This is a genomic window from Streptomyces sp. NPDC016851 (assembly GCF_055562795.1).
Genome location: NZ_JBVHEP010000018.1, coordinates 128,405 through 153,647 on the forward strand (window position 1 = coordinate 128,405; position 25,243 = coordinate 153,647).

General features: G+C 72.4%; 23 protein-coding genes. 6 read left to right on the forward strand and 17 right to left on the reverse strand.

Features of this window, described 5'->3' with window-relative positions:
• Window positions 1-2: 2 nt before the first annotated feature.
• From ACZ3I3_RS26895 to ACZ3I3_RS26915, 5 genes are all read right to left on the reverse strand, one after another.
• Window positions 3-896: a carbohydrate ABC transporter permease gene (locus ACZ3I3_RS26895; RefSeq protein ID WP_467369195.1), complete on the reverse strand. Its 894-nt coding sequence runs from the start codon at window positions 894-896 to the stop codon at window positions 3-5.
• Complete coding sequence (locus ACZ3I3_RS26900; protein ID WP_467369197.1) at window positions 893-1,837, reverse strand: carbohydrate ABC transporter permease; 945 nt, start codon at window positions 1,835-1,837, stop codon at window positions 893-895. The genes ACZ3I3_RS26895 and ACZ3I3_RS26900 overlap by 4 nt, the downstream gene beginning before the upstream one ends.
• A gap of 3 nt (window positions 1,838-1,840) precedes the next feature.
• Window positions 1,841-3,178, reverse strand: a complete 1,338-nt coding sequence (locus tag ACZ3I3_RS26905; RefSeq protein ID WP_467369199.1) for an ABC transporter substrate-binding protein — start codon at window positions 3,176-3,178, stop codon at window positions 1,841-1,843.
• Between the two features lie 56 nt (window positions 3,179-3,234).
• Window positions 3,235-4,446 carry an ROK family transcriptional regulator gene (locus ACZ3I3_RS26910; RefSeq protein ID WP_467369200.1) on the reverse strand — a complete coding sequence of 404 codons (1,212 nt, stop codon included), beginning with the start codon at window positions 4,444-4,446 and terminating at the stop codon, window positions 3,235-3,237.
• A 236-nt stretch (window positions 4,447-4,682) separates the two neighbouring features.
• The gene (locus tag ACZ3I3_RS26915) at window positions 4,683-5,786 is read right to left on the reverse strand and encodes a mechanosensitive ion channel family protein (protein ID WP_467369202.1); all 1,104 of its coding nucleotides are present in this window, start codon (window positions 5,784-5,786) and stop codon (window positions 4,683-4,685) included.
• A gap of 313 nt (window positions 5,787-6,099) precedes the next feature.
• Here ACZ3I3_RS26915 and ACZ3I3_RS26920 point away from each other — a divergent pair, with 313 nt between their 5' ends.
• Window positions 6,100-6,636, forward strand: a complete 537-nt coding sequence (locus ACZ3I3_RS26920) for an HNH endonuclease (RefSeq protein ID WP_010046718.1) — start codon at window positions 6,100-6,102, stop codon at window positions 6,634-6,636.
• A 95-nt stretch (window positions 6,637-6,731) separates the two neighbouring features.
• Here the strand turns inward: ACZ3I3_RS26920 and ACZ3I3_RS26925 are convergent, their stop codons facing one another.
• The 4 genes from ACZ3I3_RS26925 to ACZ3I3_RS26940 all read right to left on the reverse strand — a co-directional run bounded on the left by ACZ3I3_RS26925 (window position 6,732) and on the right by ACZ3I3_RS26940 (window position 12,239).
• Window positions 6,732-8,084, reverse strand: coding sequence for an FtsX-like permease family protein (locus ACZ3I3_RS26925; RefSeq protein ID WP_467369204.1), 1,353 nt, complete (start codon window positions 8,082-8,084; stop codon window positions 6,732-6,734).
• Window positions 8,081-8,767 (reverse strand): ABC transporter ATP-binding protein, encoded by a 687-nt coding sequence (locus ACZ3I3_RS26930; RefSeq protein ID WP_467369205.1) that lies wholly within the window; start codon window positions 8,765-8,767, stop codon window positions 8,081-8,083. The genes ACZ3I3_RS26925 and ACZ3I3_RS26930 overlap by 4 nt, the downstream gene beginning before the upstream one ends.
• Window positions 8,764-9,297 (reverse strand): PadR family transcriptional regulator, encoded by a 534-nt coding sequence (locus tag ACZ3I3_RS26935; RefSeq protein ID WP_467369207.1) that lies wholly within the window; start codon window positions 9,295-9,297, stop codon window positions 8,764-8,766. Before ACZ3I3_RS26935 ends, ACZ3I3_RS26930 begins: the two co-directional genes overlap by 4 nt.
• A gap of 80 nt (window positions 9,298-9,377) precedes the next feature.
• The gene (locus ACZ3I3_RS26940; protein ID WP_467369209.1) at window positions 9,378-12,239 is read right to left on the reverse strand and encodes a beta-N-acetylglucosaminidase domain-containing protein; all 2,862 of its coding nucleotides are present in this window, start codon (window positions 12,237-12,239) and stop codon (window positions 9,378-9,380) included.
• A 223-nt stretch (window positions 12,240-12,462) separates the two neighbouring features.
• Here ACZ3I3_RS26940 and ACZ3I3_RS26945 point away from each other — a divergent pair, with 223 nt between their 5' ends.
• The 3 genes from ACZ3I3_RS26945 (at window position 12,463) to ACZ3I3_RS26955 (ending at window position 15,238) form a co-directional block, all read left to right on the forward strand.
• Complete coding sequence (locus ACZ3I3_RS26945) at window positions 12,463-12,759, forward strand: hypothetical protein (RefSeq protein ID WP_467369211.1); 297 nt, start codon at window positions 12,463-12,465, stop codon at window positions 12,757-12,759.
• A complete protein-coding gene (gene malQ / locus ACZ3I3_RS26950) occupies window positions 12,760-14,853 on the forward strand; it encodes a 4-alpha-glucanotransferase (RefSeq protein ID WP_467369213.1) in 2,094 nt (697 codons plus the stop codon).
• Between the two features lie 85 nt (window positions 14,854-14,938).
• Window positions 14,939-15,238, forward strand: coding sequence for a hypothetical protein (locus ACZ3I3_RS26955; protein ID WP_467369215.1), 300 nt, complete (start codon window positions 14,939-14,941; stop codon window positions 15,236-15,238).
• 182 nt (window positions 15,239-15,420) lie between these two features.
• Here ACZ3I3_RS26955 and ACZ3I3_RS26960 read toward each other — a convergent pair whose 3' ends face one another.
• Window positions 15,421-16,008, reverse strand: coding sequence for a TetR/AcrR family transcriptional regulator (locus ACZ3I3_RS26960; protein ID WP_467369217.1), 588 nt, complete (start codon window positions 16,006-16,008; stop codon window positions 15,421-15,423).
• Window positions 16,009-16,165: 157 nt separating this feature from the next.
• Here ACZ3I3_RS26960 and ACZ3I3_RS26965 point away from each other — a divergent pair, with 157 nt between their 5' ends.
• The gene (locus tag ACZ3I3_RS26965) at window positions 16,166-17,608 is read left to right on the forward strand and encodes an FAD-dependent monooxygenase (protein ID WP_467369219.1); all 1,443 of its coding nucleotides are present in this window, start codon (window positions 16,166-16,168) and stop codon (window positions 17,606-17,608) included.
• 57 nt (window positions 17,609-17,665) lie between these two features.
• On the opposite strand, the gene ACZ3I3_RS26970 is transcribed toward ACZ3I3_RS26965, so the two are convergent.
• On the reverse strand, window positions 17,666-18,184 hold the full coding sequence (locus ACZ3I3_RS26970; protein ID WP_467369221.1) for a MarR family winged helix-turn-helix transcriptional regulator: 519 nt from the start codon (window positions 18,182-18,184) through the stop codon (window positions 17,666-17,668).
• A 104-nt stretch (window positions 18,185-18,288) separates the two neighbouring features.
• Between ACZ3I3_RS26970 and ACZ3I3_RS26975 the strand changes: the two genes are divergently transcribed.
• On the forward strand, window positions 18,289-19,260 hold the full coding sequence (locus tag ACZ3I3_RS26975; RefSeq protein ID WP_467369222.1) for an EamA family transporter: 972 nt from the start codon (window positions 18,289-18,291) through the stop codon (window positions 19,258-19,260).
• Here ACZ3I3_RS26975 and ACZ3I3_RS26980 read toward each other — a convergent pair.
• The 6 genes from ACZ3I3_RS26980 to ACZ3I3_RS27005 all read right to left on the reverse strand — a co-directional run bounded on the left by ACZ3I3_RS26980 (window position 19,232) and on the right by ACZ3I3_RS27005 (window position 25,229).
• Window positions 19,232-19,498, reverse strand: a complete 267-nt coding sequence (locus tag ACZ3I3_RS26980) for an ArsR/SmtB family transcription factor (RefSeq protein ID WP_467369224.1) — start codon at window positions 19,496-19,498, stop codon at window positions 19,232-19,234. The genes ACZ3I3_RS26975 and ACZ3I3_RS26980 overlap by 29 nt on opposite strands.
• A 57-nt stretch (window positions 19,499-19,555) precedes the next feature.
• Complete coding sequence (gene pepN / locus ACZ3I3_RS26985; RefSeq protein WP_467369226.1) at window positions 19,556-22,129, reverse strand: aminopeptidase N; 2,574 nt, start codon at window positions 22,127-22,129, stop codon at window positions 19,556-19,558.
• A 182-nt stretch (window positions 22,130-22,311) separates the two neighbouring features.
• A complete protein-coding gene (locus tag ACZ3I3_RS26990) occupies window positions 22,312-23,538 on the reverse strand; it encodes an NAD(P)/FAD-dependent oxidoreductase (RefSeq protein ID WP_467369228.1) in 1,227 nt (408 codons plus the stop codon).
• Window positions 23,535-23,732 (reverse strand): ferredoxin, encoded by a 198-nt coding sequence (locus tag ACZ3I3_RS26995; protein ID WP_467369230.1) that lies wholly within the window; start codon window positions 23,730-23,732, stop codon window positions 23,535-23,537. Before ACZ3I3_RS26995 ends, ACZ3I3_RS26990 begins: the two co-directional genes overlap by 4 nt.
• Before the next feature lie 48 nt (window positions 23,733-23,780).
• A complete protein-coding gene (locus ACZ3I3_RS27000; protein WP_467369232.1) occupies window positions 23,781-24,713 on the reverse strand; it encodes a pyridoxamine 5'-phosphate oxidase family protein in 933 nt (310 codons plus the stop codon).
• 60 nt (window positions 24,714-24,773) lie between these two features.
• On the reverse strand, window positions 24,774-25,229 hold the full coding sequence (locus tag ACZ3I3_RS27005) for a VOC family protein (RefSeq protein ID WP_467369234.1): 456 nt from the start codon (window positions 25,227-25,229) through the stop codon (window positions 24,774-24,776).
• Window positions 25,230-25,243 lie beyond the last annotated feature (14 nt).

Sequence of the window (25,243 nt, forward strand, 5' to 3'; positions counted from 1 at the left end):
GCTTAACCCTTCACTCCGGTGAGCGTGACGCCCTCGACGAATGCCTTCTGGGCGAGGAAGAACACGAGGATCACGGGGGCCATCACCAGCACGGTGGCCGCCATGGTGAGGTTCCAGTCCGTGTGGTGGGCGCCCTTGAACGACTCCAGGCCGTAGGAGAGGGTCCAGGCACCCGGGTTCTCCGAGGCGTAGATCTGGGGTCCGAAGTAGTCGTTCCACGCGTAGAAGAACTGGAAGAGGGCCACTGCGGCGATGCCCGGCTTCGCCATCGGGAGGACGACCTTCAGGAGGGTGCGCAGGTCGCCGCAGCCGTCCACGCGGGCCGCGTCCAGGTACTCGTCGGGGATCGTGGTGAGGAACTGGCGCAGCAGGAAGATCGAGAACGCGTCGCCGAACGCCATGGGGATGATCAGCGGCCACAGCGTGCCGGACAGGTCCAGCTGCTTCGCCCAGAACAGGTACATCGGGATGATGACCACCTGGGGCGGCAGCATCATCATCGAGACGACCAGCATCAGGGCCAGGTTGCGGCCCCGGAAGCGGAACTTCGCGAGGGCGTAGGCCACCGGGATCGAGGAGACCACCGTGAGTGCCGTGCCCACGACCGCGTAGAACAGGGTGTTCCGCCACCAGGTGAGGAAGCCGGGGGTGTCGAAGACCCTGCGGTAGTTGTCCCATTCCCAGGTGTGCGGGATCAGGTCGCGGCTGAGCGCCTGGCTGTCGCTCATCAGTGAGGTGAGGACGACGAAGAGGAAAGGGAGGGTGAAGAACAGGGCCGCCGCGATGCCCAGGGAGTGGATCGCGATCCATTCCAGGAACGCCCTGCGGTGGGCGGTGCGCTGCGCGGGGGAGGGCGGTGCCTTCGGTTCCGCCGGCTTGTCGAGTAGTCGGGTCATCGGTCACCTGCCTGGATCAGACCGCCCTTGCGGCGCATCAGCAGTGCGGTGAAGGCCATGGAGAGGGCGAAGAGGACCAGGGCGACCACGCAGGCGGAGCCGTAGTCGAAGCGCTGGAAGCCCAGGTTGTAGACGAGTTGGGGGAGGGTGAGGGTCGACTTGTCCGGATAGCCGGGCTCGAACTGGGTGCCCGCGCCCTGGATCACGCCCGAGGCGACCTTTCCGGCGATCAGCGGCTGTGTGTAGTACTGCATGGTCTGGATCACGCCGGTGACGACCGCGAACATGACGATCGGGGAGATGTTCGGGAGCGTGACGTACCGGAAGCGCTGCCAGGGGGTCGCGCCGTCCAGTTGGGCCGCCTCGTACTGCTCCTTCGGTACGTCCAGCAGCGCGGCCATGAAGATGACCATCAGGTCGCCGATGCCCCACAGGGCCAGGAGCGTGAGGGCCGGTTTCGACCAGGTGGGGTCGTTGAACCAGCCGGGGGCGGGGAGCCCGGTCTTCTCCAGGATCGAGTTGACCGGGCCCGTGCCGGGGTTGAGGAGGAAGGCGAAGGCCATGGTGGCCGCCACGGGCGGGGCCAGGTACGGCAGGTAGAAGAGGGTGCGGAAGACACCCGTCCCCGTCTTGATCTTGGTGATCAGCAGGCCCACGCCCAGGCCGAAGGCGACCCGGAGCGTGACCATGATGACGACCAGCCACAGGGTGTTGCGCAGGGCGGGCCAGAAGAACGGGTAGTGCTCGAAGACGTACGTCCAGTTCTTCGTGCCCTCCCACACCGGCGGCTTGAAGCCGTCGTAGTGCATGAAGGAGAAGTAGACGGTGGAGAGCAGGGGGTAGGCGAAGAAGACCGAGAAGCCGATCAGCCAGGGGGAGAGGAAGGCGAGGGTGCGGAGCGTCGAGCGGCGGTGTTTCGCGCGCAACGTAGGAGTGCTCATGGGCTACTTCGCCTGCGCGATGTCCGTGTCGATCTGCCGGGCCGTCTTCTTCAGACCGGCCTCGAGGTCGGTGGCCTTGCCGCTCTCGTAGTCGTAGCCGAACTCCTGGATCGTGGTGAGGTAGACGCCGCCGTTGACGGAGGCGGGGGCCGTGGTGGAGTGCGGGTTCGCGGCGATCTCCAGGAACGTCTTGAAACGCGGGTCGTACGTCAGCTTCGGGGACTTCAGCGCCGCGAGCGTCGACGGCACGTTGTGGATGGCGTTGGAGAAGTTCACCACCGCGTCCGTGTCGGTGGTCATGTACTTCACCAGCTCCCAGGCCGCGTTCTGCTTCGTGCTGGTCGCCGCGACACCGGCGATGGTGCCGGTGATGTAGCCCTTGCCGTACTGGCCGGCCTGGTCGTCGGGGACGGGCAGCGGGGCCACGCCGATCTCGAACTTCGGCTTGGTGTCCAGGGCCATGCCCAGGCGCCACTCACCGTCGAGCTGCATGGCGACCTGCCCGGTGTGGAAGGGGTGCTTCGGGCCCCACTCGTCGCCGAGCTTGGAGCGGTACGTCTCCAGCTTGCGGTAGCCGCCAAGGGCGTCGACCAGCTTCTTCTGGACCGTGAAGGCCTTCTCGAAGGCCGGGTCCTTACCGACGTTCGACTTGCCGTCCTTGTCGAAGTACGTCGGGGAGAACTGGCCGAGGTAGTGCTCGGTGGTGGTCTCCCAGCCGTGGTAGTTCGGCATGAAGCCGAGCTGCTTGTAGGAGCCGCCCTGGGGGATCGTCAGCTTCTCGGCGACCTTCTCGAACTCGGACCAGGTCTTCGGCGGGCCGGTGATGCCCGCCTTCTCGAACGCGGTCTTGTTGTAGTAGAGGCCGTACGCGTCGCCGAGGAGCGGGACCGCGCAGCGGTTGCCCTCGAACTGGGTGTACTCGTTCATCGCCTTCGGGAAGGTCTGCTCCGGGTCGATGCCCGACTTCTCGAAGAACGGGTTCAGGTCCACCAGGGCGCCGGAGGAGCAGAACCTCCCGACGCTGTTCGTGGTGAAGGACGAGATCACGTCCGGGGCCTTGCCGCCGCCGGTGCGCAGGGCCTGGTTGATCTTGTCGTCGGTCATGTTGCCGACGACGTTCACATGGATGTGGGGGTGCGTCTTCTCGAAGCCGGCGACCAGGTCCTTGACGGCCTTCACCTCGGAGGGCGCGCTCCAGGCGTGCCAGAAGTTGAGGGTCGTCTCCTTGGACGCGTCGTCGGAGGCGCCGGAGTCCGCCTGGCCCGTACAGGCCGTGGCGAGGAGGGCGAGGGAGGCGGATACGGCGAGGGCGATAGCCGCTTTTCTGGATATTCCGGGCATGGCAGAGCTCCCTGAGGTACGGAGGAGGAAGGGAAATACCGGGGAGGGGGGTGGGGTCAGCGGGAGGTGTCGAAGACCTCGTCGCGCGTGGTCGCGAGCGCGCTCTCCAGCGCGCCGCGCAGCACGGGGTGTTCACGGACGTCGCCCACGACCAGGCGTGGGCGGGACGCGGCCAGTTCCTCCAGCTCGGCCTGGACGAGGGCGCGCAGCGTCTCGCCGCCCGAGGTGAGGGAGGCGCCGCTCAGTACGACGAGCTCCGGGTCGAGGACCGAGACCAGGGAGGCCAGACCGGTGGCGAGCCGGGTCGCGTAGGTCTGGAGGAGGCGGCGGTGCGGTTCGTCGTCGCTCTCCGCGGCCCGGGCCACCAGGTGTGCGGCGGCCTCGGCGTGCGGGCCCGCGGGGATGTCCTGGATGCCGAGTTCGCGGGCGAGCCTCGGGACGGCCTGGGAACCGGCCAGCTCCTGGTAGCCGCCGCTGTTGGCCTTGGTGACCTGGCGGACCAGGGGCGTGCCCGGCACCGGCAGGAAGCCGACCTCGCCGGCGCCGCCGGTCCAGCCGCGGTGCAGCCGGCCGCCCAGGACCAGGGCGGCGCCCAGGCCCTCCTGGTTCCACAGCAGTACGAAGTCCGTGTGGTCCCGGGCCGCGCCGAGGCGCTGTTCGGCGAGCGCGACCAGGTTGACGTCGTTCTCGTACTCGAACGGCATCGGCAGGGCGGCGGCGAGCTCGTCCAGCAGGGTGGGGGAGTGCCAGCCGGGGAGGTGGGAGGCGTAGCGCAGGCGGCCCGTGGTGGGGTCGAAGGCGCCGGGTGTGCCGATGACGAGGCGGTGGATGTCGCCCCGGGCGAGGCCCGCCGCCTTCACCGCGCCGTCCAGGGCGTCGGTGACCTGCTGGACGACGGGGGTGCCGGTGCGCCTGCCGGGGGTGGGCAGTTCGTGGCGGCCGACCGTACGGCCGGTGATGTCGGCGACCGCGGCGAGGATCCGCTGGGGGGTGACGTCGAGTCCGGCGGCGTAACCGGCCGCCGGATTGACCTCGTACAGCTGGGCGTTCGGGCCCGGCCGGCCTTCGGTGGTGCCGGTGGCCAGGACGAGGCCCGCGGCCTCCAGGCGGGCCAGGAGCTGGGAGGCGGTCGGCTTCGACAGGCCGGTGAGCTTGCCGATCCGGGTGCGCGACAGCTGTCCGTGCTCCAGCAGCAGGTCGAGGGCGGCCCGGTCGTTCATGGCGCGCAGGACGCGCGGGGTGCCCGGCGTGCCGGCGGTTCCTGCCATGCGTGTCCACACCTGCCCTTCGGCTGCTCAGCTTCTCAGTGATCAGGCGGGGAAGTCCATCGGCCGACCTGCGGCTGATCACTGTTAGGAAAGTTTCCTATCGGTGGGAGGAAGGTAAGCCCGGCGCCGCGCGGGCGTCAATAGGGGACGGTTCAGGCAACGCAGTCGTTACCCGGGCATGCGAAAAGGGCGGCACCCGAAAGCCCGGGTGCCGCCCTCTTCGTGCGGCGGGTCGGCTACTTCGTCGTGCTCGTCGGAGGTGCGACGGGCGTGAGCGGGGACGCCGCCGCCGACTGCGGGGAGGCCGAGTTCGCGTACACCGACGGGGGTGCCATCCCCGCCGTCGGGTCGGCGGGCGTCTCCTCCGCCGTGGCCGTGGCGCCGCCGACGATGCGGATGCCCGCCGCGTCGAACGCCCGCTTGATGCGCCAGCGCAGCTCGCGCTCCACGGTCAGGGACTTGCCGGGCATGGTCTTCGCCGAGACGCGCACGACCATGGAGTCCAGCAGGACGCTGTCCAGGCCGAGCACCTCGATCGGGCCCCACAGCAACTCGTTCCAGGGCTCCTCGGCGCCCATCTTCTCGGCGACCTCGTCCAGGGTGGCCTTGACCTTGTCCAGGTCCTCGCCGGAGTGGACCGTGACGTCGACGTTGGCCGTGGCCCAGCCCTGCGAGAGGTTGCCGATGCGCTTGACCTCGCCGTTGCGGACGTACCAGATCTCGCCGCCGTCGCCGCGCAGCTTGGTCACGCGCAGGCCCACCTCGATCACCTCGCCGGAGGCGACCCCCGCGTCGATCGTGTCGCCCACGCCGTACTGGTCCTCGAGAATCATGAAGACACCGGAGAGGAAGTCCGTGACCAGGTTGCGGGCGCCGAAGCCGATCGCGACACCGGCGACACCGGCCGAGGCCAGCAGCGGGGCCAGGTTGATCTGGAAGGTGCCCAGGACCATCAGCGCGGCCGTGCCCATGATCAGGAACGACGCCACCGAGCGCAGCACCGAGCCGATCGCCTGCGAGCGCTGGCGACGGCGCTCCACGTTGACCAGCAGCCCGCCGAGCCCGGAGCCGTCCACGGACTGGCCGGTGCGGTTCATGCGGTCTATGAGCTTGGTGATCGCACGCCGGACGACGACCCTCAGCACCGCCGCTATCACCACGATCAGCAGGACCCGCAGGCCGATCGCGAGCCACGTCGACCAGTTCTGCTCGACCCAGCCGGCGGCGTTCGTCGCCTTCTCCTGAGCGTCCTGGAGGGAGGGCACTCTCGGGGTCTCCGTATCCGAGGGGACCGGCGACGGCGACGGGCCGACGGCGAGCAGGACAGCGGACAGGGACACGGCAGGTACCTCCAAGTACAGCGGTCCGCCCCGGTGCGGTGGTTCAAGGGGGTCAAGGTCACGACTGGGTCACCGAAGGGGCAGAACCACCACACTAACGGGGCATTGTGTGTGCTCTCGCGGGATGTGTGAAGGAGAGACCGTGCTCACCTGGGCTTGAACAGGCCATGATCCTGGGGATGAATGAGATGTGGTCGAAAACACTCCCAGCCCGTTACGGGGACATGGTGGCGCTTTCACCAGGCATGAGGGGAGACTGGCTACGAATCGTCCCGGCGCGAGCCACGCGCCGCCGGCGTCCAAGGAGGCATCCGTGCCGCACGTCCTGGTCCTCAACGCGTCGTACGAGCCGCTAGGTGTCGTACCGCTCCGCCGCGCGCTCGTCCTCGTCCTCGAGAACAAGGCCGTCTGCCTCGAGGAGTCCGGCGCCTATCTGCACAGCGCGACCGTCACAGTCCCCGCACCCAGCGTGGTCCGGCTCAAGCGATTCGTCCGGGTCCCCTATCGGGGGCCCGTTCCACTGACCCGCCGGGCGCTGTTCGCCCGTGACGGGGGCCGGTGCATGTACTGCGGTGGCGTCGCAACCAGCGTCGACCACGTCATCCCGCGCAGCCGCGGGGGCAAGCACGTCTGGGACAACGTGGTGGCGTCCTGTCGCCGCTGCAACCACGTGAAGGCCGACCGTCACCTCTTCGAGATCGGCTGGCGGCTGCGCCACAAACCCGCTCCGCCCTCCGGCCTGGCCTGGCGCATCATCGGGACCGGCCATAGGGACCCGCGCTGGCTGCCGTACTTGCAGCCGTACGGCGCGGACGACGCCTTGGCCCGGATCGACGGCATTTCCGCCTGACGAGGATCCGGGCCTTCGTATTGCCGCGTGCGGCCGGCCGACCGGCCCGGGGGAACCCCCGTTCCCCCGGGCCGGCCCGTCATGAGGAGGGGCGCTCAGGCGTACCGCAGCTCCCCCGGGCGTACCGAGCGGCGCAGCAGGGGCAGTGAGGTGGCCGCGGCCAGGAGGCAGGCGGCGTAGACGGCGACCGGGACCAGAGCGATCGCCCAGGGCACCGGCCGGCCGACGAGCAGGGCGTACCAGATGCCGATGGCCGTCCCGCCCACGCCCGAGAGCAGCACGGCGGGGGCGAGCGGCAGCGCGGTCTCCAGCAGCAGGGCCCGGCCGAGCACCGTGCGCGGCACCCCGGCGGCGGCCTGCGCGGCCAGGCCCCGGCGGCGGGTGGCCAGGGACTCGGCGGTGCCGACGGCGAGGCCGGACAGGGTGATCGCGAAAGCGATGGCGATCGCGGCGCCGGTGAGGTCGAGGCCGGTGGTGTAGTAGGACGCGGGTGCGGAGAATCGCTGGGTGCGCACCGCGTCGCTCAGCACCTGCCGGATGCCCAGGAAGCCGGTACCCACGACCGTCACCAGCAGCACCGCCGCGTGCGCGCGGGCGGCCGACCAGGGGTCGTCGCGCAGCCGTTCCGCCGCGATCAGCGTCGCCGCCGACCGGGCCCGGACCGCGAGGACCCGCCCGGTCGCCTTCGCGGTGGCCCCGGAGAGCCACACCGCGCCCGCGCCGACCGCGAGGACCACGCCCATCAGCTGCAGCGGCGGCCCTCCGTTCGGCCGGTTGGGGGCGGTCGTGGACGTGGTGGCCACGGTCAGCAGCGCCAGCACCGCGACGAGCAGCACCCCGGCCAGGAACAGCAGCCCGGGCCCCCGTCCGCTGCGCGGCCCGACCCGGCGCACCCAGCCGAGCGGGGAGGCCACGACCCTGCGCAGCGCCAGTGCGCCCGCCGTCGCGCCCAGCACCGGTACGGCGACGGCGACCAGGGCGATCCCCACCCAGGCCAGGGCGGTCGGCCGGTCCCACTGGCGCAGCAGGACCAGCACCGACAGGACGGTGGCGACCGCCGAGCCCAGCAGACAGGCCAGCCCGGTCTCCAGCGCGGTGATCCGCCGCACTTGCCAGGGCGTCGCCCCGGCCAGCCGCAGCCCGGCCAGCCGCCGGTCGCGGTGCACGGCCCCGATCCGGGTGCACTGGCCGAGGAACCCCAGCACCGGCACGAGCAGAAGCAGCAGGCCGACGATCACACCGGACCGCGTGCCGGGCTCGTCCAGCAGGCCCGCGGCGACGGGCACCCGGTAGCTGCCCCGCAGCGAGGCCAGGGCGACGGCGCCGAGCGCGAACCCCGTCGCGAGCGCGGCACCCGTCGCCGTCAGCGCCACCCGCCACCACTCCCCGCGGTCGGAACCACGCGTCAGCTCCCAGGCGAGGCGCAGATCGGTACGCAGCGCCTTCATGCCGTCACCCCCAGCGGTGCCACGGCGCCGTCCCGCAGCTGGACCTCCCGGTCCGCGTACGCCGCCACCTGGGCGTCGTGGGTGATGAGCAGGACCGCCGTGCCCGACTCGCGGGCCGTGGTGACCAGGGCCGTCATGACCTGCTCGCCGGCGAGCGAGTCCAGAGCCCCGGTCGGCTCGTCGGCGAAGACCACCCTCGGGCCCGTGACCAGGGCCCGGGCCAGCGCGGTCCGCTGGGCCTGGCCGCCGCTCATCTCGCCCGGCCGCAGGTCCTGCTGCCCGCGCACGCCGAACCGCTCCAGCCACTCACCGGCCAGGGCCCGGGCCAGGGCGCGGCCGGTGCCGGCCAGCAGCAGCGGCAGGGCGACGTTGTCCAGGGCCGTCAGCTCGGGGATGAGCTGCCCGAACTGGAACACCAGGCCGAACTCGGTCCGCCGCAGCCGGCTCAGGTGCTTCTCGGGCAGGTCCGCCAGCCGCCGGCCGTCGTAGGACACCGAGCCCTCGTCGGGCCGGACGATCCCGGCCAGGCAGTGCAGCAGCGTCGACTTCCCGCTGCCGCTCGCGCCGGTGACGGCGAGGATCTCACCGGCGTGCAGCTCGACCGACGCCCCGCGCAGGGCGGGCGTCCTGCCGTGCGCCTTGGTGAGGCCACTGGCCGTGAGAAGAGGCACGGGTCTGTTCATGCTGCGTCGACCTCCGCGGTCAGGGTGGTGAGCCGGGCCGCCGTGGTGCTCATCCAGCGGAGGTCGGCGTCGAGGTGGTTGAGGGCGTAGTCCGCCGAGAGCACGGTCGCCAGGTCCGCGCCCTTCGCGGCCTTGAGGGCCGTGAGCTCCCGCATCCGCTCCATGTGGGCGGCGCGCTGGGCGCTCAGATACGCGGCCGGGTCGCCGCCCGAGAGGATCGCGACGACGACCTTGGCGAAGATCTCGTTCGCCACGAAGGGTGCGGGCGGCGTGATCTGCCCGGCCCAGCGGGACAGTTCGCGCGTCCCCTCGTCCGTGGCGCGGTACGTCGTCCGCTCCGGGCCGCCGTCCGAGTCGGTGCCCTCGATCTCGGCGAGGCCGTCCCGGACGAGGCGCTGGAGCGTCGTGTAGACCTGCCCGTAGGCCAGCGGGCGGGCCTGCGGGAAGCGTTCGTCGTGGCGTCGCTTGAGGTCGTAGCCGTGGCTCGGACCCGTGGCGAGCAGGCCCAGCAGAATGTGGCGGGTGCTCATGCCGATCATTATGTACTCAGTACATGTACTGAGTGAATAGTCGGCGGCCCAATTTCCCGGCCCGGGCCCGAGGGGTGGGTTCAGTCCGTGACGGCGTACGCCTCCACCGACCACAGCGAGTACCCGTACGGCGTGGCCCGCTTCTCGCCCTGCACCCGTACGAAGCGCACGTCGCGCTCGTCCATGCGGACGCTCTCCCGGCCGCCCCTGCCGTCCCGTACCGCCGCCGCCGTGCGCCAGCGGCGGCCGTCCGGCGACACCTGGACGCGGTACGCCGAGGGGTGGGCGTCCTGCCAGCGCAGCACGACCCGGCCGAGCCGCGCCGGGCGCGGCAGGTCGACCTGCCACCAGGCGCCGTCGTCGGCCGGGGACGACCAGCGGGTGTCCGGGTCGCCGTCGTTCGCCGCCGACGCGGGGAAGTCGGGCGTCTCGTCGCCCGAGGAGCGCGCCGTGCCGGCGCGGGCCAGGTCGGGTCCGCCGGTGGGCGGGAACGCCCGGACGGTGAGGGTGCGGGTCGCTCCCGCGAACCCCAGCCGGATGTCGTAGGAGCGCTTCGGCGCACCGCGTTCCACGGTCACCTCGACGGGGACCTCCACCTTCGTGCCGCGCGGCACGGACAGTTCGGTCCCGGGGACCTTCACCCGCACGCCCTCGGGCGCCTCGACCGTGAGCCTGCCGCGGGCGTCGGCGGGGCGCAGCGAGCTCAGCCCGGCCGACAGCCGCCGCGGCCTGCCGGTCTCGGCGTCCACGCGGTCCCGCGTCAGCTCGAGGGAGGTGGCGGGGGAGTCCGCGAACCACGGCACCAAGTGGCGTACGCGGGACGGGGCGGGACCGGTGACCCGTACGGCGTCCACGCGCTGCCCTGCCCGCACCTCGGTCGCGCCCGAAGCGGCCAGCCGGCCGGCCCGCTGCCAGCCCCGGCCCGGCACGTGCACCTCGACGTTCCCCTCGGTACCGGGGTCGGTGAGGGCCGTCACGGCCGTGAGGGACCGGGGGCCGGGGAAGCGCAGGGTGCGGCCGTCACCCGGGTCGCCGGGGCTCGGGGGCGGCTCGTGGTCGATGCCCGACCAGGCCGCGTACGCCTTCTGCGCCCGCCGCAGGAAGGCATCCAGGACGTCCGTGCCGACCTCGACCGGTGCCGGCTCCAGCCGGTCCCGCAGCGCGCCGAGCCTGCGGTACGCCGTCCAGGCCGCCGCCGCGTCCCCGGCGCGCTGCGCGTCCAGCATGTCGAGCGCGGCCGTGCCCGCCTCGCCGTAACGGGCCAGCTGCCGCGACCAGGGGGCGACCTCCGGGCCGAGGGCGGTGCCCGACAGCCGCCGGGGCAGCTCGCGCAGCACCGTGAACGCCTCGCGCAGCCGCCGCGCGGCGTCGTCGCCGGTGGCGGTGCCACCGGCTGTACGAGCCCGCCAGTACGCCTCGGTCAGCGGGCGCAGGTACGCCGACTCCTCCTCGCCGAGGACCGACGAGGCGTCGTTCCCGGCGAGCGCGGTCAGGGCCTCCTCGCGGCGCCGGTCCCCGCCCGCCAGGTCGGCGATCGCGGCGCGCCAGGACTCACCGGGGCGGTAGGCGCGGGGGTTCCAGGCGTAGTCGGCGGCGGTGAACAGCGGGATGCGGGACGCCTCGGGCTGCTGCATCGCATTGGCGAGCAGGGCCGCCGAACCGGTGGCGACGGCCGGCTCGCGGCCCCGGTAGGGGCCGAGGAAGAGACGGCCGGGCTCGTAGTCGTTGACCGGGTAGTTGTCCATCGTGACCAGCGGATGCCGGAACGCCTCCCGGGCGTCGGCCAGTTCACCGCCCGTGATGGTGCGCGGCACCACCCCGACGCCCGTCCACGCCACCTCGACACCCGGAGCCAGCGTGCCGGCCAGGGCCCGCCGGTAGTCGGTCGTGCCGTCCTCGTAGTACTCGGTCGGCATCAGCGACAGACCCGCCGCGCCGGGGTGCCGTTCCGCCAGGTGCCGGGCCACCGCGTTCGCCACCCGGGCCTGCGCCCGCGCGGCCGCCCGCGGGCCGGACCCGAACCGGTCGGCGTCCGCGTCGCAGTGCCACTCGCTGTAGCTGACGTCCTGGAACTGGAGCTGGAAGGCCCTGAAGCCCAGCGCCCACATCGCGTCGAGCTTGCGGGTCAGCGCGCGCACGTCGGAGTCCGACGCGAAGCACATCGCCTGGCCCGGGGCCACCGCCCAGCCGAGCGTGACGTGGTTGCCGCGGGCCCGCTCGGCCAGCTCCCGGAACCCGGCGCGCTGCTCCGCCGGGTACGGCTCACGCCAGCGTGCCTGCCGGTACAGGTCGTCCCCCGGGGCGTACAGGTAGCGGTTCTGCTTGGTGCGCCCCATGAAGTCGAGCTGCTCCAGCCGCTGCCGGTGCGTCCACGCGGTGCCGTAGAAGCCCTCGGTGATGCCCCGCACGGCGGTGCCCGGCCAGTCGCGTACGACGGCGGCCGCGATCGTGCCGTCGGGGCGCACGAGTTGCCGCAGCGTCTGCACCGCGTGGAACAGGCCGTCGTCGCCGGTGCCGGTGAGGGAGACGCCGTCCCCGCCCACGGACAGCTCGTATCCCCCGGCCGGGAGGGCGTGGCGGTCGCCCCGGCGGACGGGCTCCGTGCCCACCCGCACGACCAGCGCCCCGGGCCGGGCGGAGTCGGTGATGCGACGGGCCCCGGCCTGCCGCAGCAGCGCACGCAGGGCTTCGAGGGCGTACCCGTCCGCCGACGGGCCGGTGACCAGGGCGACCTCGTCGGTGACCGCGACCGGGGCGCCGTTCGCGCGCAGGGACTGGGGGCGCGGCCAGACGGAGAGGTTCGGCCCGGCGGTGTCGGAGGCGGGTGTCGCGGCCCGGCCCGGGACCGGCGGGGCCGCCACCGCGGCGGGCGCCGAGCCGAGGGTTCCGGCGACGACGGCGACGGCGAGAACCGCCGCCCGCTTCCCACGCCGCAGTCCCACAGGCCCCCTCCAGGTGTGTTCGACCGGGAGAACGAGCCCACCACCCGTCCGGTGAAGGTGTCAACGAGAGTGGCCGTTATCACTGGATTGCCGGAATCTGGAAGGAGTGGAGGGCAGTGGAATGTGAGCAGAAGCACGATGTCCGGCCTGGGGTGTCTGCCTTCGCGCCGACTGGGTAGGGCTGCGATAACCGTTGAACGTCGTACCCGACAAGGAGGCCCCCGTGGCTGCGATGACTTTCCTTCCGCTCCCCGCCCAGTCCAAACCCGTGGCGGACCCGTCCAAACCCGTGGCGGACACGTCCGCCGACCTCGACCCCCACTATGACGATCCCCGCTACGAAGACCCCCACTACTGCGTCTTCAGCTCCGAGAACACCTGCGCCGAGCCCCCGCTGACCAGCGAGACGCCGCTGCCCGACGCCGGGCCCCTCACCAGCGAGCCGCCGCTCGCCGAATCAGCCCCCCTCACCAGCGAACCCTTCGCCTTCACCTTCGTCCCGGACTTCTCGAGGTCGTAGATGACCGAACCCCGGCCGGCCGAACCGCCTTCCGAGGACCTGTCCCGCCTCGCCGAACTGCTCGGCGTCGCCACTTCGTACAGCCCGTCCCCGGACCGTACGGTCGCGGCCTCGGCCGCCGCGGTCACCCTCACCCTGGCCGCTCTCGGCGTGGACGCGAGCACGCCCGGCGCAGTCCGCGCCGCGCTCGCCGCCCGGGAGCGGGACCGGGGCACCAGGCTGCTGCCGCCCACGGTGGTCGGCTGGGGTACCGGCCCCCCGGCCGCCCTGGCGGCGCTCCCCGACGGAAGCCGGCTGCTCATCGAGACCGAGCAGGGCGAGACCCGCGCCTCGGCCGAGCACCTCCCGCCCGGGGTCCACCGGCTGACCGCCACCGTCCCCGACGGCCGCACGGCCACCGCCCACCTGGTCATCGCCCCGGCCCGACTGCCCACCCCGACCGGACGCTCCCACGGACTCCTCGTCCAGCTCTACTCCCTGCTGTCCCGCCGTTCCTGGGGCATGGGCGACCTGGGCGACCTCGCCGAGCTGGCCGGCTGGGCCGGACGGTCGCTCGGCGCCGGATTCGTCCAGGTCAACCCGCTGCACGCGGCCGTGCCCGGCGCCCCCACCGACCCCTCCCCGTACCGGCCCTCCTCCCGCCGCTTCCCCGACCCGGTGCACCTGCGCATCGAGGACGTCCCGGAATGCGCGTACGTCGAGGATCGTGAGCGGCTGCGCGCCCTGCTGGAGCGCTCCGGCCGACTGCGCGAAGCCGTACTGGAGAAGGGCGCGCTGATCGACCGGGACGCCGTGTGGGAGCTCAAGCGGGAGGCGCTCGAGCTGCTGTGCGAGGTGCCGCTCGGCCCCGGCAGACGCGCCGCCTACTGCGACTTCCTCGCCGAGCAGGGCCAGGCCCTGGAGGACCACGCCACCTGGTGCGCGCTCGCCGAGGTGCACGGCTCGGACTGGCACCGCTGGCCGACCGGCCTGCGCGACCCGCGCTCGGCCGAGACCGCCCGGGCCCGCAACGGCCTGATGGACCGCGTGGACTTCTGGTCCCGCCTCGCCTGGCTCACCGACACCCAGCTGACCGCCGCGCAGCGCGCCGGGCGCGAGGCCGGGATGCTGGTCGGGATCGTGCACGACCTCGCGGTCGGCGTCCACCCCGGCGGCGCCGACGCCTGGGCCCAGCAGGAGTACTTCGCCGCCGGCATGTCGGTGGGCGCCCCGCCGGACGCCTTCAACGCCCGCGGCCAGGACTGGGGCCTGCCGCCCTGGCGCCCCGACCGCCTGGCCGAGTCGGGCTACGCCCCCTTCCGCGAGCTGCTGCGCGCCCTGTTCCGCTACGCCGGAGCCCTGCGCATCGACCACGTCATGGGCCTGTCCCGCCTGTGGTGGGTGCCGCAGGGCCGGCCCCCGACCGAGGGCACCTACGTCCGCTACGACGCCGAGGCCATGCTCGCCGTCCTCGTCCTGGAGGCCTCCCGGGCCGGGGCGCTGGTCATCGGCGAGGACCTGGGCACCGTCGAACCGGGTGTGCGCGAGGCGCTGCGCGAACGCGGGGTGCTCGGCACGTCCGTGCTGTGGTTCGAACGCGACTGGGACGGCGACGGCCGACCCCTGCCCCCCGACCGCTGGCGCGCCGACTGCCTGGCCACCGCCACCACGCACGACCTGCCCTCCACGGCCGCGCGCCTCACCGGCGAGCACGTCGAACTCCGCGACCGCCTGGGCCTGCTGACCCGCCCCCTGGAGGAGGAGCGCGCCGAGGCCGCCGCCGACACCGCCGAGTGGCTGGCCCTGCTCACCCACCTCGGCCTGCTGGACGGCACCGGCGGCACCGACACCTCCTCGGAGGAGGCCGAGATCCAGGCCGTCCACCGCTTCCTGCTGCGCACCCCGGCCCGCATGGTCGGCGTCTGGCTCCCGGACGGGGTGGGCGACCGCCGCCCGCAGAACCTCCCGGGGACGTGGGACCAGTATCCGAACTGGCGGCTGCCGATCGCGGACGCTCAGGGACGTCCCGTGACCTTGGAGGATCTGGCCGCCTCGCCCCGGCTGCACGCCCTCGTCGAGGTACTGCGGCAGCCGGGTGACGGACCGGGCGGCTGAGGACGACCCTTGCGCCACCGCCTACGGCGCCTCTTACGGCACCCCGGGCGCGCGGCCCCGACCGGCGTTGGATACTTTTGGCACCGTGGACAAGAAGAACGCCCTGCGCGCCGGCGCCCTGGCCGCCGGTACGACGCTGATGATGCTGCTCATGTCGTCGCCCGCCTCCGCGCTCACGCGCGACGACGGTGACGACCCCGGCCCGGGCCTGAGCGTCATCGAGACGCTGGGCCTGTTCGTCGTGGCCCCGATCGCGCTGTACCTGGTCATCCACGCTCTGGTGATGATCGGCGACAAGTCGCACAAGAAGAAGGACCCGACCAGCTCCAACATCACGACCAAGGCTGACGGCAAGGCCGGCACCGAGGCCGACGCGAAGGCCTGATCAGGGCTCGTTCGCGAACGCCTGATCAGGGCTCTTCCCGAGTCCGCCGCGCACCTTTTCCGAGGGCGCCGTCCCCGTCGTACGTACGCCGCGCATGCGGCCGTGCGGCGACCGGGGCGGCGCCCTCGGCTTTTTCCGACGGCCGTGAGCCGGTCGTGAGCCGGTCGTGAGCCGGCCGGGAGTCAGGGATGCGCTGCCGTCAGATAGCGCTGCACCGTCGGTGCCAGCCACGCCACGATCTCCTGGCGGCTGAGCGCCACGGCCGGCGGGAGGCGCAGGACGTACCGGGCGAGAGCCATTCCGAGCAGCTGCGTGGAGGTGAGCGCGGCCCGCGCCGGGACCTGTTCGGGGTCCGGGCACACCTGGCGGGCGACCGGGAGCAGCTGGTCCTGGAAGATGCCCTGCATGCGCTCGGCCCCGGCCTGGTTGGTGGCACCGACCCTCAGCAGGGCCGTGAGGACCTCGTTCTCCTCCCACATGGCGAGGAAGTGGGTCACGAGGGCGGACCCGACCTCCTCGCGGGGCAGCGGGCCCAGGTCGGGCAGTTTGAGATCGATGGCGACGGCGGCCGCGAACAGGCCCTCCTTGCTGCCGTAGTACCGCATCACCATGGACGGGTCGATGCCCGCGTCCCGCGCGATGGTGCGGATGGTGGCGCGCTCGTAGCCGTCGGCGGCGAAACGCTCGCGGGCGGCGTCGAGGATGGCGGCGCGGGTGGTGTCCGAGCGTCTGGCGGGGGCGGTGGGAGCGGTGGGCTTGTTGTCGGGCATGCCAACGAGCGTATGCCAACATCTGTAGGCCAACAAGCGTTGACGAAGTCTGTGTGCGGCTCTACGTTGGTCGACGACCGTGGGTCAACGTGTGTTGGCAAACGTGTGTTGGCCAACGGTCGTCGACCAACTCGTGTTGGCCTACAGGGAGGCCCTGATGAGCGACACCACCCGTACCGTGATCGTCGTCGGTTCCGGCCCCACCGGCCTTCTCCTGGCCGGGGACCTGGCCACCGCCGGGATCCCCGTCACCGTCGTCGAGAAGCGCCCGCACAAGATCAGCAACCTGTCCCGCGCGTTCGTCCTGCACGCCCGCACGCTGGAGCAGCTGGACGCCCGAGGGCTGGCCGAGGAGCTGGAGGCGGTGGGCCGGCGGCTCGGCCGGTTCCGCCTCTATGGCCGCCTCAGCCTCGACCTCTCCACGCTCCCCTCCCGCTTCAACCACCTCCTCGTCCTGCCGCAGTACGAGGTGGAGAAGGCCCTGGAGCGGCGGGCGCGGCAGTCCGGGGTCGAGTTCCGGTACGAGACCGAGGTGACCGGGCTGACGCAGGACACGCAGGGCGTGACGGTCGAGGTCCGTGGGCCCGGCGGCGGCCCGGAGGCGCTGCGCGCGGCGTACGTCGTCGGTGCCGACGGGATGCGCAGCACGGTGCGGAACGCGATCGGGCTGCCGTTCCCCGGCCGTTCGGTGATTCGCTCGGTCATGCTCGCGGACGTACGGGTGACCGAGGAGCCCGGGGAGCTGCTCACCTTCAACGCCGTCGGCGACGCGTTCGCCTTCGTCGTCCCCTTCGGCGACGGTTACCACCGCGTCGTCTGCTGGGACCGCGGCCGCGAGCGCCCCGACGACGCGCCGGTCGGACTCGACGAGATCAGGGAGACCACCCGGCGGGCCCTCGGTCGTGACTTCGGCATGCACGACCCCCGCTGGATGTCCCGCTTCCACAGCGACGAGCGGCAGGCGCCCGCCTACCGGGTCGGCCGGGTCTTCCTCGCCGGGGACGCCGCGCACGTCCACACCCCGGCCGGAGCCCAGGGTATGAACACCGGCCTCCAGGACGCGGCCAACCTGAGCTGGAAGCTGGCCGCCGTCGTCGAGGGGCACGCGGCCGAGGCGCTCCTCGACACCTACCAGGCCGAACGGCACCCCGTCGGCAGGTCGGTGCTGCGCAGCAGCGGCGGTATCGTGCGCGCCGCCATGGCCAGGCGGCCCTGGACGATCGCCCTGCGGACCGCCTTCGCCGCCTTCCTCGGCACCGTCGGCCCGGCCCGCCGCAAGGCGCTCGGCCAGGTCACCGGCATCGGTTACCGCTACGCCGCGCCCCGCGGGTCCCACCGCTTCACCGGCCACCGCGTCCCGGACGTCGCCCTGGCCGGAGGCGGTCGCCTCCACGAGGCGATGCGGGGCGGCCGGTTCGTGCTGATCACCCCGGAGCCGTACAAGGCCGGGGCCGGCCGCGAGGACCGGCTGGCCGTGGAGCGCTGGGCGAGCGACCGCCGTACGACCGTGCTGGTGCGGCCCGACGGGTACGCGGCGTGGGCGGCCGACGCGGCGGACGCGCGGGCGATCGAGGCGGCCGTCACCGCCCACGTGGGGTAGTGCCTCGGCGGGCCGGCACCGCCGCAGGGGCAGGCCGGTGGACGCGCGGGCGCCGGGTCAGTCCTGCCGGCCCTCCGTCGTCCGGAGCAGCTCCCTGAGCAGTTCCGCCAGCTGTCCGGCCTGCTCGGCGTCGAGGCCGGACAGCGCCTCCGTCTGGACGGCGAGTCCGGTGCCGACCGCCTGGTCGATCAGCTCCAGGCCCTTGTCCGTGAGGGTGACGTGCAGGCCGCGCCGGTCGTGCGGATCGGGGGAGCGGCGCAGCAGGCCCGCGCGCTCCAGCTTGTCCAGGCGCCCCGTCATGCCCCCGGTCGTGAGCATCAGCGTCGCGGAGAGCTGGCGGGGCGAGAGCGTGTAGGGCTCACCGGCGCGGCGCAGTGTCGCGAGGACGTCGAACTCGCCGCGGCCGATCCCGAACTGCGCGTACGCCTTCTCCGTCCGGTCGCCCATCGCGCGTGAGAGCCGGTAGATGCGGCCGAAGACCTCCATGGCGGCGGTGTCGAGGTCGGGCCGCACCGTCGCCCACTGGTCGATGATCGCGTCGACGGGGTCCTTGCGCTGCTCGGGGCGTTCGCTCATGGCACGAGTATCCGGCCCCTCTGGGTCACCCGCAAGAAAGTAGCTTGACGGAAAGTTGCTTAGGGCTAAGCTACTTTCCATCGACCTACTTGAAGGGCGCGCTCATGGCCATCTCCCGCCCGGCTCTCATCACCCTCACCGCCCTCGCCCCCGTCTCCTGGGGCACGACCTACGCCGTCGCCACCGAGTTCCTCCCGGCCGACCGCCCCCTGTTCACCGGCCTCATGCGCGCTCTGCCGGCCGGTCTGCTGCTGCTCGCCCTGGCCCGGGTGCTGCCGCGCGGTGCCTGGTGGTGGAAGTCGGTGGTGCTGGGCGCGCTGAACATCGGCGCCTTCTTCCCGCTGCTGTTCCTCGCCGCGTACCGGCTGCCCGGCGGTATGGCGGCGGTCGTCGGCTCCGTCGGCCCGCTGTTCGTGGTCGGCCTCGCGGCGTTGCTGCTGGGGCAGCGGCCGACGCCGCGCACGCTGCTCACGGGGGTCGCGGCCGCGTTCGGTGTCAGCCTGGTCGTGCTCCAGGCGGCCGGGGCGCTGGACCTGCCGGGCGTGCTGGCGGCCCTCGCCTCCACCGCGTCCATGTCCACCGGCACCGTGCTCACCAAGCGGTGGGGACGCCCCGAGGGCGTCGGCCCGCTGGCCCTCACCGGCTGGCAGCTGACCGCGGGCGGCCTGCTGATCGCGCCCCTCGCCTTCCTCGTCGAGGGCGCGCCGCCGGCACTGGACGGCCGGGCCGTCGGCGGCTACCTCTACCTCGCCGTCGCGAACACGGCGATCGCGTACTGGCTGTGGTTCCGCGGCATCGGCCGTCTCACCGCCACCCAGGTGACCTTCCTCGGCCCGCTCTCCCCGCTGACCGCGGCCGTCGTCGGCTGGGCGGCACTCGGCCAGGCGCTGACGCCGGTGCAACTGGCGGGCATGGCGCTGGCGTTCGGGGCGACGGTGGCGGGCCAGATCGGCCCGCGGCGGAAGGTGGCGGCCCCGCGCATCCCCGCCTTCGGCCGGGCGACACGGCCTGCTGTGTCCCGGCGCGACACCAGGCCCGAGGCGTACGTCAGCGCGGACCCCGGTCCGCGGCGATGACGGCCTGGATCAGCCCGGGGAACCGGTGGTCCAGGTCGTCCTTGCGCAGGCGCATGTACAGCCGGTTGCCGGCGTCGCGCTGGTACACCAGACCCGCCTCGCGCAGCACTCGCCAGTGATGGGTACGGCTGGACTTGCTCACCGGCAGCTCGAAGGAGGCGCACAGCCGCTCCTCGTCCGGCCGTGCGGCGAGTTCGGCCACGACCCGGCGCCGGTTCTCGTCGGCGAGCGCCGGCAAAAAGAGGGGCGCCCGGCACAAAGCCGGGCGCCCCCGCAGCCGTGATGACTTGAACGGCTACTCCGCCGCCGCGTCCGCCCGCTGGGCCCGCAGCGCGCGCTCCACGCCCGCGCGGGACTCCGAGACCAGCCGCCGCAGGGCCGCGTTCGGCTCGGCGGAGGTCAGCCAGGCGTCCGTCTTGTCCAGGGTCTCCTGGGAGACCTGGACCGTCGGGTAGAGGCCGACCGCGATCTGCTGGGCCATCTCGTGGGAGCGGGACTCCCAGATGTCCTTGACCACCTCGAAGTAGCGGTCCGCGTACGGGGCGAGCAGCTCGCGCTGGTCGGTCTGGACGAAGCCGGCGATGACCGCCTCCTGCACGGCGTTCGGCAGCTTGTCGGAGTCGACGACCGACGCCCACGCCTCCGCCTTGGCCTCCGGGGTGGGCCGGGCCGCGCGGGCCGTGGTGGCGTGACGCTCACCGGCGGCCGTACGGTCACGGTCGTACTCGCCCGCGATCTCCGTCTCGTCGAACCGGCCCACCGCCGCGAGCCGCTGGACGAACGCCCAGCGCAGCTCCGTGTCGACGACCAGGCCCTCGATCGTCTGCGAGCCGTCCAGCAGGGCGTCCAGCAGGTCCAGCTGCTCGGGCGTGCGGGCCGTCGCGGCGAACGCGCGCGCCCACGCCAGCTGGTGGTCGCTGCCCGGCGCCGCCGCCCGCAGATGGGCCAACGTCGCGTCGGTCCAGCGGGCCAGCAGCGCCTCGCGGGCGGCCGGGTCGGCGTACAGGTCGACCGCCAGCTTCACCTGGCGGTGCAGCGACTGCACGACGCCGATGTCGGACTCCTTGCCGATGCCGGACAGCACCAGCGAGAGGTAGTCGCGGGCGGGCAGCTCGGCGTCACGGGTCATGTCCCAGGCCGACGCCCAGCACAGGGCGCGCGGCAGGGAGGACTCGAAGTCGCCGAGGTGTTCCGTCACGAAGGCCAGGGACTGCTCGTCCAGGCGGACCTTCGCGTAGGACAGGTCGTCGTCGTTGAGCAGGATCACGGCCGGGCGGCGCTTGCCGACCAGCTGCGGTACGGCGGTCAGCTCGCCGTCCACGTCCAGCTCGATCCGCTCCTCGCGGACCAGCTTGCCGCTCGCGTCGTCCAGTTCGTACAGGCCGACGGCGATCCGGTGCGGGCGCAGCGTCGGTTCGCCCTTGGCGCCGGAGGGCAGGGCCGGGGCCTCCTGGCGGATGGCGAAGGACGTGACGACACCGTCCGCGTCCGTCTCGATCTCCGGGCGCAGGATGTTGATCCCGGCCGCCTGGAGCCACTTCTCCGACCACGTCTTCAGATCGCGGCCGGAGGTCTCCTCCAGGGCGCCCAGCAGGTCGGACAGGCGCGTGTTGCCGTAGGCGTGGCGCTTGAAGTAGGCCTGCACGCCCCGGAAGAACTCGTCCATGCCGACGTAGGCGACGAGCTGCTTCAGGACGCTGGCGCCCTTGGCGTACGTGATGCCGTCGAAGTTGACCAGGACGTCGTCCAGGTCCCGGATCTCGGCCATGATCGGGTGCGTGGACGGCAGCTGGTCCTGCCGGTAGGCCCAGGTCTTCATGGAGTTGGCGAAGGTGGTCCACGCGTGCGGCCACCGGCTCCCGGGCGCGTGCGCCTGGCAGGCGATGGAGGTGTACGTGGCGAACGACTCGTTCAGCCACAGGTCGTTCCACCACTCCATGGTCACGAGGTCGCCGAACCACATGTGGGCCAGCTCGTGCAGGATGGTCTCCCCGCGCACCTCGTACGCCGCGTCCGTCACCTTCGACCGGAACACGTACTGGTCGCGGATGGTCACCGCGCCCGCGTTCTCCATCGCGCCCGCGTTGAACTCCGGCACGAACAGCTGGTCGTACTTCTTGAACGGGTACGCGTAGTCGAACTTCTCCTGGAACCACTCGAAGCCCTGCCGGGTCACCTCGAAGATGGCGTCCGAGTCGAGGTACTCGGCGAGCGAGGGGCGGCAGTAGATGCCGAGCGGCACGGACTGGCCGTCCTTCTCGTACACGCTGTGCACCGAGTGGTACGGGCCGACGATGAGCGCCGTGATGTACGTCGAGATGCGCGGCGTCGGCTCGAAGACCCAGACGCTGTCCTGCGGTTCGGGCGTGGGCGAGTTGGAGATGACGGTCCAGCCCTCCGGCGCCCTCACGGTGAACTGGAAGGTCGCCTTGAGGTCCGGCTGCTCGAAGCTCGCGAACACCCGGCGGGCGTCCGGCACCTCGAACTGGGTGTAGAGGTAGGCCTGGTCGTCGACCGGGTCGACGAAACGGTGCAGGCCCTCACCGGTGTTGGTGTACGCGCAGTCGGCGACCACCCGGAGGATGTTGCGGCCCTCCAGCAGGCCGCGCAGGGCGATCCGGGAGTCCGCGAAGACCTCGGCGGGGTCGAGGGAGTCCCCGTTGAGGGTCACCTCGTGCACGGTCGGGGCCACCAGGTCGATGAACGACTCGGCCCCGTTCTCCGCGACGTCGAAGCGCACCGTGGTCGCGGACCGGTAGGTGCCGCCCTCCTGCGCGCCGGAGAGGTCGAGTTCGATCTCGTACGAGTCAACGGCGAGCAGCTTCGCCCGCTGCTGCGCCTCTTCGCGGGTCAGGTTTGTGCCAGGCACGCGGTCATCTCCTCGGTATGGGTGGGTTGCGCCATCTTTCCACGGCAGCCTGTCATCAGGCGACGACCTGGGTATCTCCCAGGGATACCGTTCCGGAGACGGTGTCCTGTGTGGTGAGGTGATCGCTCGTCCGGACTGCCCCTGGCTCTCCGAGGACATCGCCATCGGCAGTCGGTTGATCCTCAGGCGGCCGTCCGCGGCCGTTCCTCCCGTGGTTGCCACAGTGCGTTGCGGTAGGCCGCGAGGCGGCTCGTCCGGCCGATGGTCAGGGCGCCGATCAGCCGGCCGGCCCGGTGGTAGGCGATGTCGAGGCGGCGGGCGGCGAGGTCGTACTCGACGACGCGGGCCTCGTCCGCCACGGCGGGCAGACCGACCGAGCGGATCTTGACGGCGTGCAGGTCCGACCAGAAGGTCGGTACGCCCTCGTAGGGCCGTGGGGCAGCCGGGTCGAGGAGCGTGTGCGCGGCGGTGGCCGCGTGTTCCACGGCGTTGGTCCAGTGGCCCAGCGCCAGTGGCTCACCGTCGGCCAACGGCTGCGGCACCTCGGCGACGTCTCCGGCGGCGACCACACCGGGCGCGACCGTCCCGTCGGAGCGCAGGGCGCGCAGATACGGATCGCAGCGCACGCCGCCCTCGGCCGCGAGACCGGAGCCGGCCAGCCAGCCCGTGGCGGGGACCGCTCCGAGGGCCAGCACGGCGGTGTCGGCAGGCAGTTCGGAGCCGTCCGAGAGCCGGACGGCGGTGATGCGGCCGTCGGCCGACGAGCAGAAGTCCGTGATCGTGGTGCCGGTCCGCAGGTCGATGCCCGCCTCTCGGTGCAACGCGGCCATGTATGCGCCGCCCTCGGTGCCGATGGCGCGTTCCAGCGGCTGGGAGCCCGCCTCGATCAGGGTGACGTCGAGGCCCCGGCCACGGGCGGCGGCCGCGATCTCGCCGCCGAGGAAACCCGCTCCCACGACGACGAGCCGGCGCCCCGGCACCAGTTCGGCCCGCAGCGCCAGCGCGTCGTCCCGGCCGCGGAGGGTGAACACACCCCGCGGCGGTGCCGGCCGGTCCGAGGGCCAGCCGCGCGCGGTGGAACCGGTCGCGATGACCAGCCCGTCGAACGGCAGGCGCGACCCGTCGGACAGGGTGACGGTCCTCGTGCGCTCGTCGAGGGCGACCGCCGGCCGGCCGAGCAGCCAGCGGGCCCCGAGATTCCCGGGCAGCGGCAGTTCGGTGCCCGGGGGCGGGCCGTCGGAGGTCAGCACCTGCTTCGACAGCGGCGGACGGTCGTAAGGCCGGTGAGGTTCCTCGCCGACGATGGTCAGCGCCCCGGTGAAACCCTGGGCGCGCAGCGCCTCGGCCGCCCGCAGGCCGGCCAGGGAGGCGCCGACGATCAGCAGTTCGCGGAAGTCGGTGCGGCTCACGAGGCGGCCGGACCGACGGTGATGGCACGCACCGGGCAGACGGCGGCGGCCTTCTCGGCCTTGTCGCGCAGGGCCTCGGACGGACCGGCGTCGTACACGAGGTAGTCCTCGTCGTCGAAGGAGAAGATCTCGGGCGCCGCGAAGACGCACTGCCCGTGGCTCTCGCAGAGCTTCATGTCCACGGTGATCTGCATGTCTGGCTCCGTTGCGGGTGCAAGGTCGGGTGAAGGGGCCGGGGCCGCTCAGGCCACCGGCGGGTTGAAGCGTGAGTAACCGGGCGCCGTCCAGCGCAGGGGTGAGGCTGCCGAGATCTCTCGTACGGCCTCGACGGAGAACTCCACCAGTCGCTGCGCGCCGGGAATCCGCGCGATCTCCTCGGCGTCCCACACGATGCGTGCGGTGCCGGTCAGCTGGAGCGTGGAGCCCGTCTCCCAGTCGGGGACGACGATGCCCGCGGCCGGGTTGAGCATCAGGTTGCCCAACGTGAGGAACATGGCGTTCCCCACGTAGTCGGGCCAGCGCAGCAGCGTCGGGGAGAGAACCCGTACGAAGCCGGGGTTTCCGCCGCGGTGTGAGGCGTCCGCGTCGCCGCGGTCGGAGGCGGTGGCGATGAAGAAGGTGTCCGCGGCGCTCACCGCCCTGCGCTGGGCTGCGCTGAGTTCCGTCCCGTCGGTGACGGTACGGGCGCCGGCCGCCTGCGCCTCCTCGCCGAGCGGCAGGGCGTGGTGTTCGCGCTTCTGTATGTACTTGGGGCAGTTGGCGATGACCTGGTCGAGGTCGACGCGCAGGCCGCCGGCGTCCCGGACGGCCGTGCCGTTCATCCGCATCCGGCGCCGGGTGGCGGGCTCGATGGCGATCATCCCGATCCGGGCCGGACCGTCGGCCCCGGCTTCCGCCAGTACCGCCGACAGCGGGTCCTCGGGGAGCGGGAGCGCGTCGATGACGAGGGTGCGGGGGTCGGGCACCCGGAGGAACCCGGGTGCCCCCGTCAGCTGGGTGGCCCAGACGCGACCCGTGCGCTCGGTGCTCCCCACGACGATCATCGGCTGTTCGGCCAGGAATGCCGCCGCGACGTCGGGAACGGAGTCGCCGATCCCGCCGAGGGAGAAGTGCGCCTGGTCAGTGAGGGCCGCACGCTTCTGCACCGCGATTTCACCGCTGTGATACGTGGCCACGGCATTCCTTTCCGATGGGTCCGACATGGGGGAGCGGCCGACGCCGGGTGTGGCGGCTTCCTAGAAGAAGCCGCAGGTCGGCGCGCCGGTGGTGGGAGCGTCGGCCGGGTTGGCTCCAGTGGGCGCGTAGACCTCCAGACGGATGCCGTCGGGGTCGGTGAAGAAAATGCCGCCGGAGGTGGCGCTCTCGCCGTGCGGCACGACGCCGTCGTAGCTGAACTCGGCGCCCAGACCGCGCAGCACCTCTTCGGTCGCCCTGACCTCCTCGATGGTGTCCACCTGGAAGGAGAGGTGGTGCAGGCCGGCCCGGTCCGCGGCGAAGCCGGTGTCGCTCTGCTGCCAGAGCGTGACGAGCAGGCTGGAGCCACGGCCGAGGAACGCCCAGCGGCGGCCTTCGTCCTTGCCTTCGGCCAGCACGTCGAAGTCGAAGACCTCGCGGTAGAAGGGCAGCGAGCGGTCCATGTCGGTGACGTTCAGTCCGACGTGACCGGTCTGCAGGTCGGGTGCCTTGCTCATCGTCGATCACATGC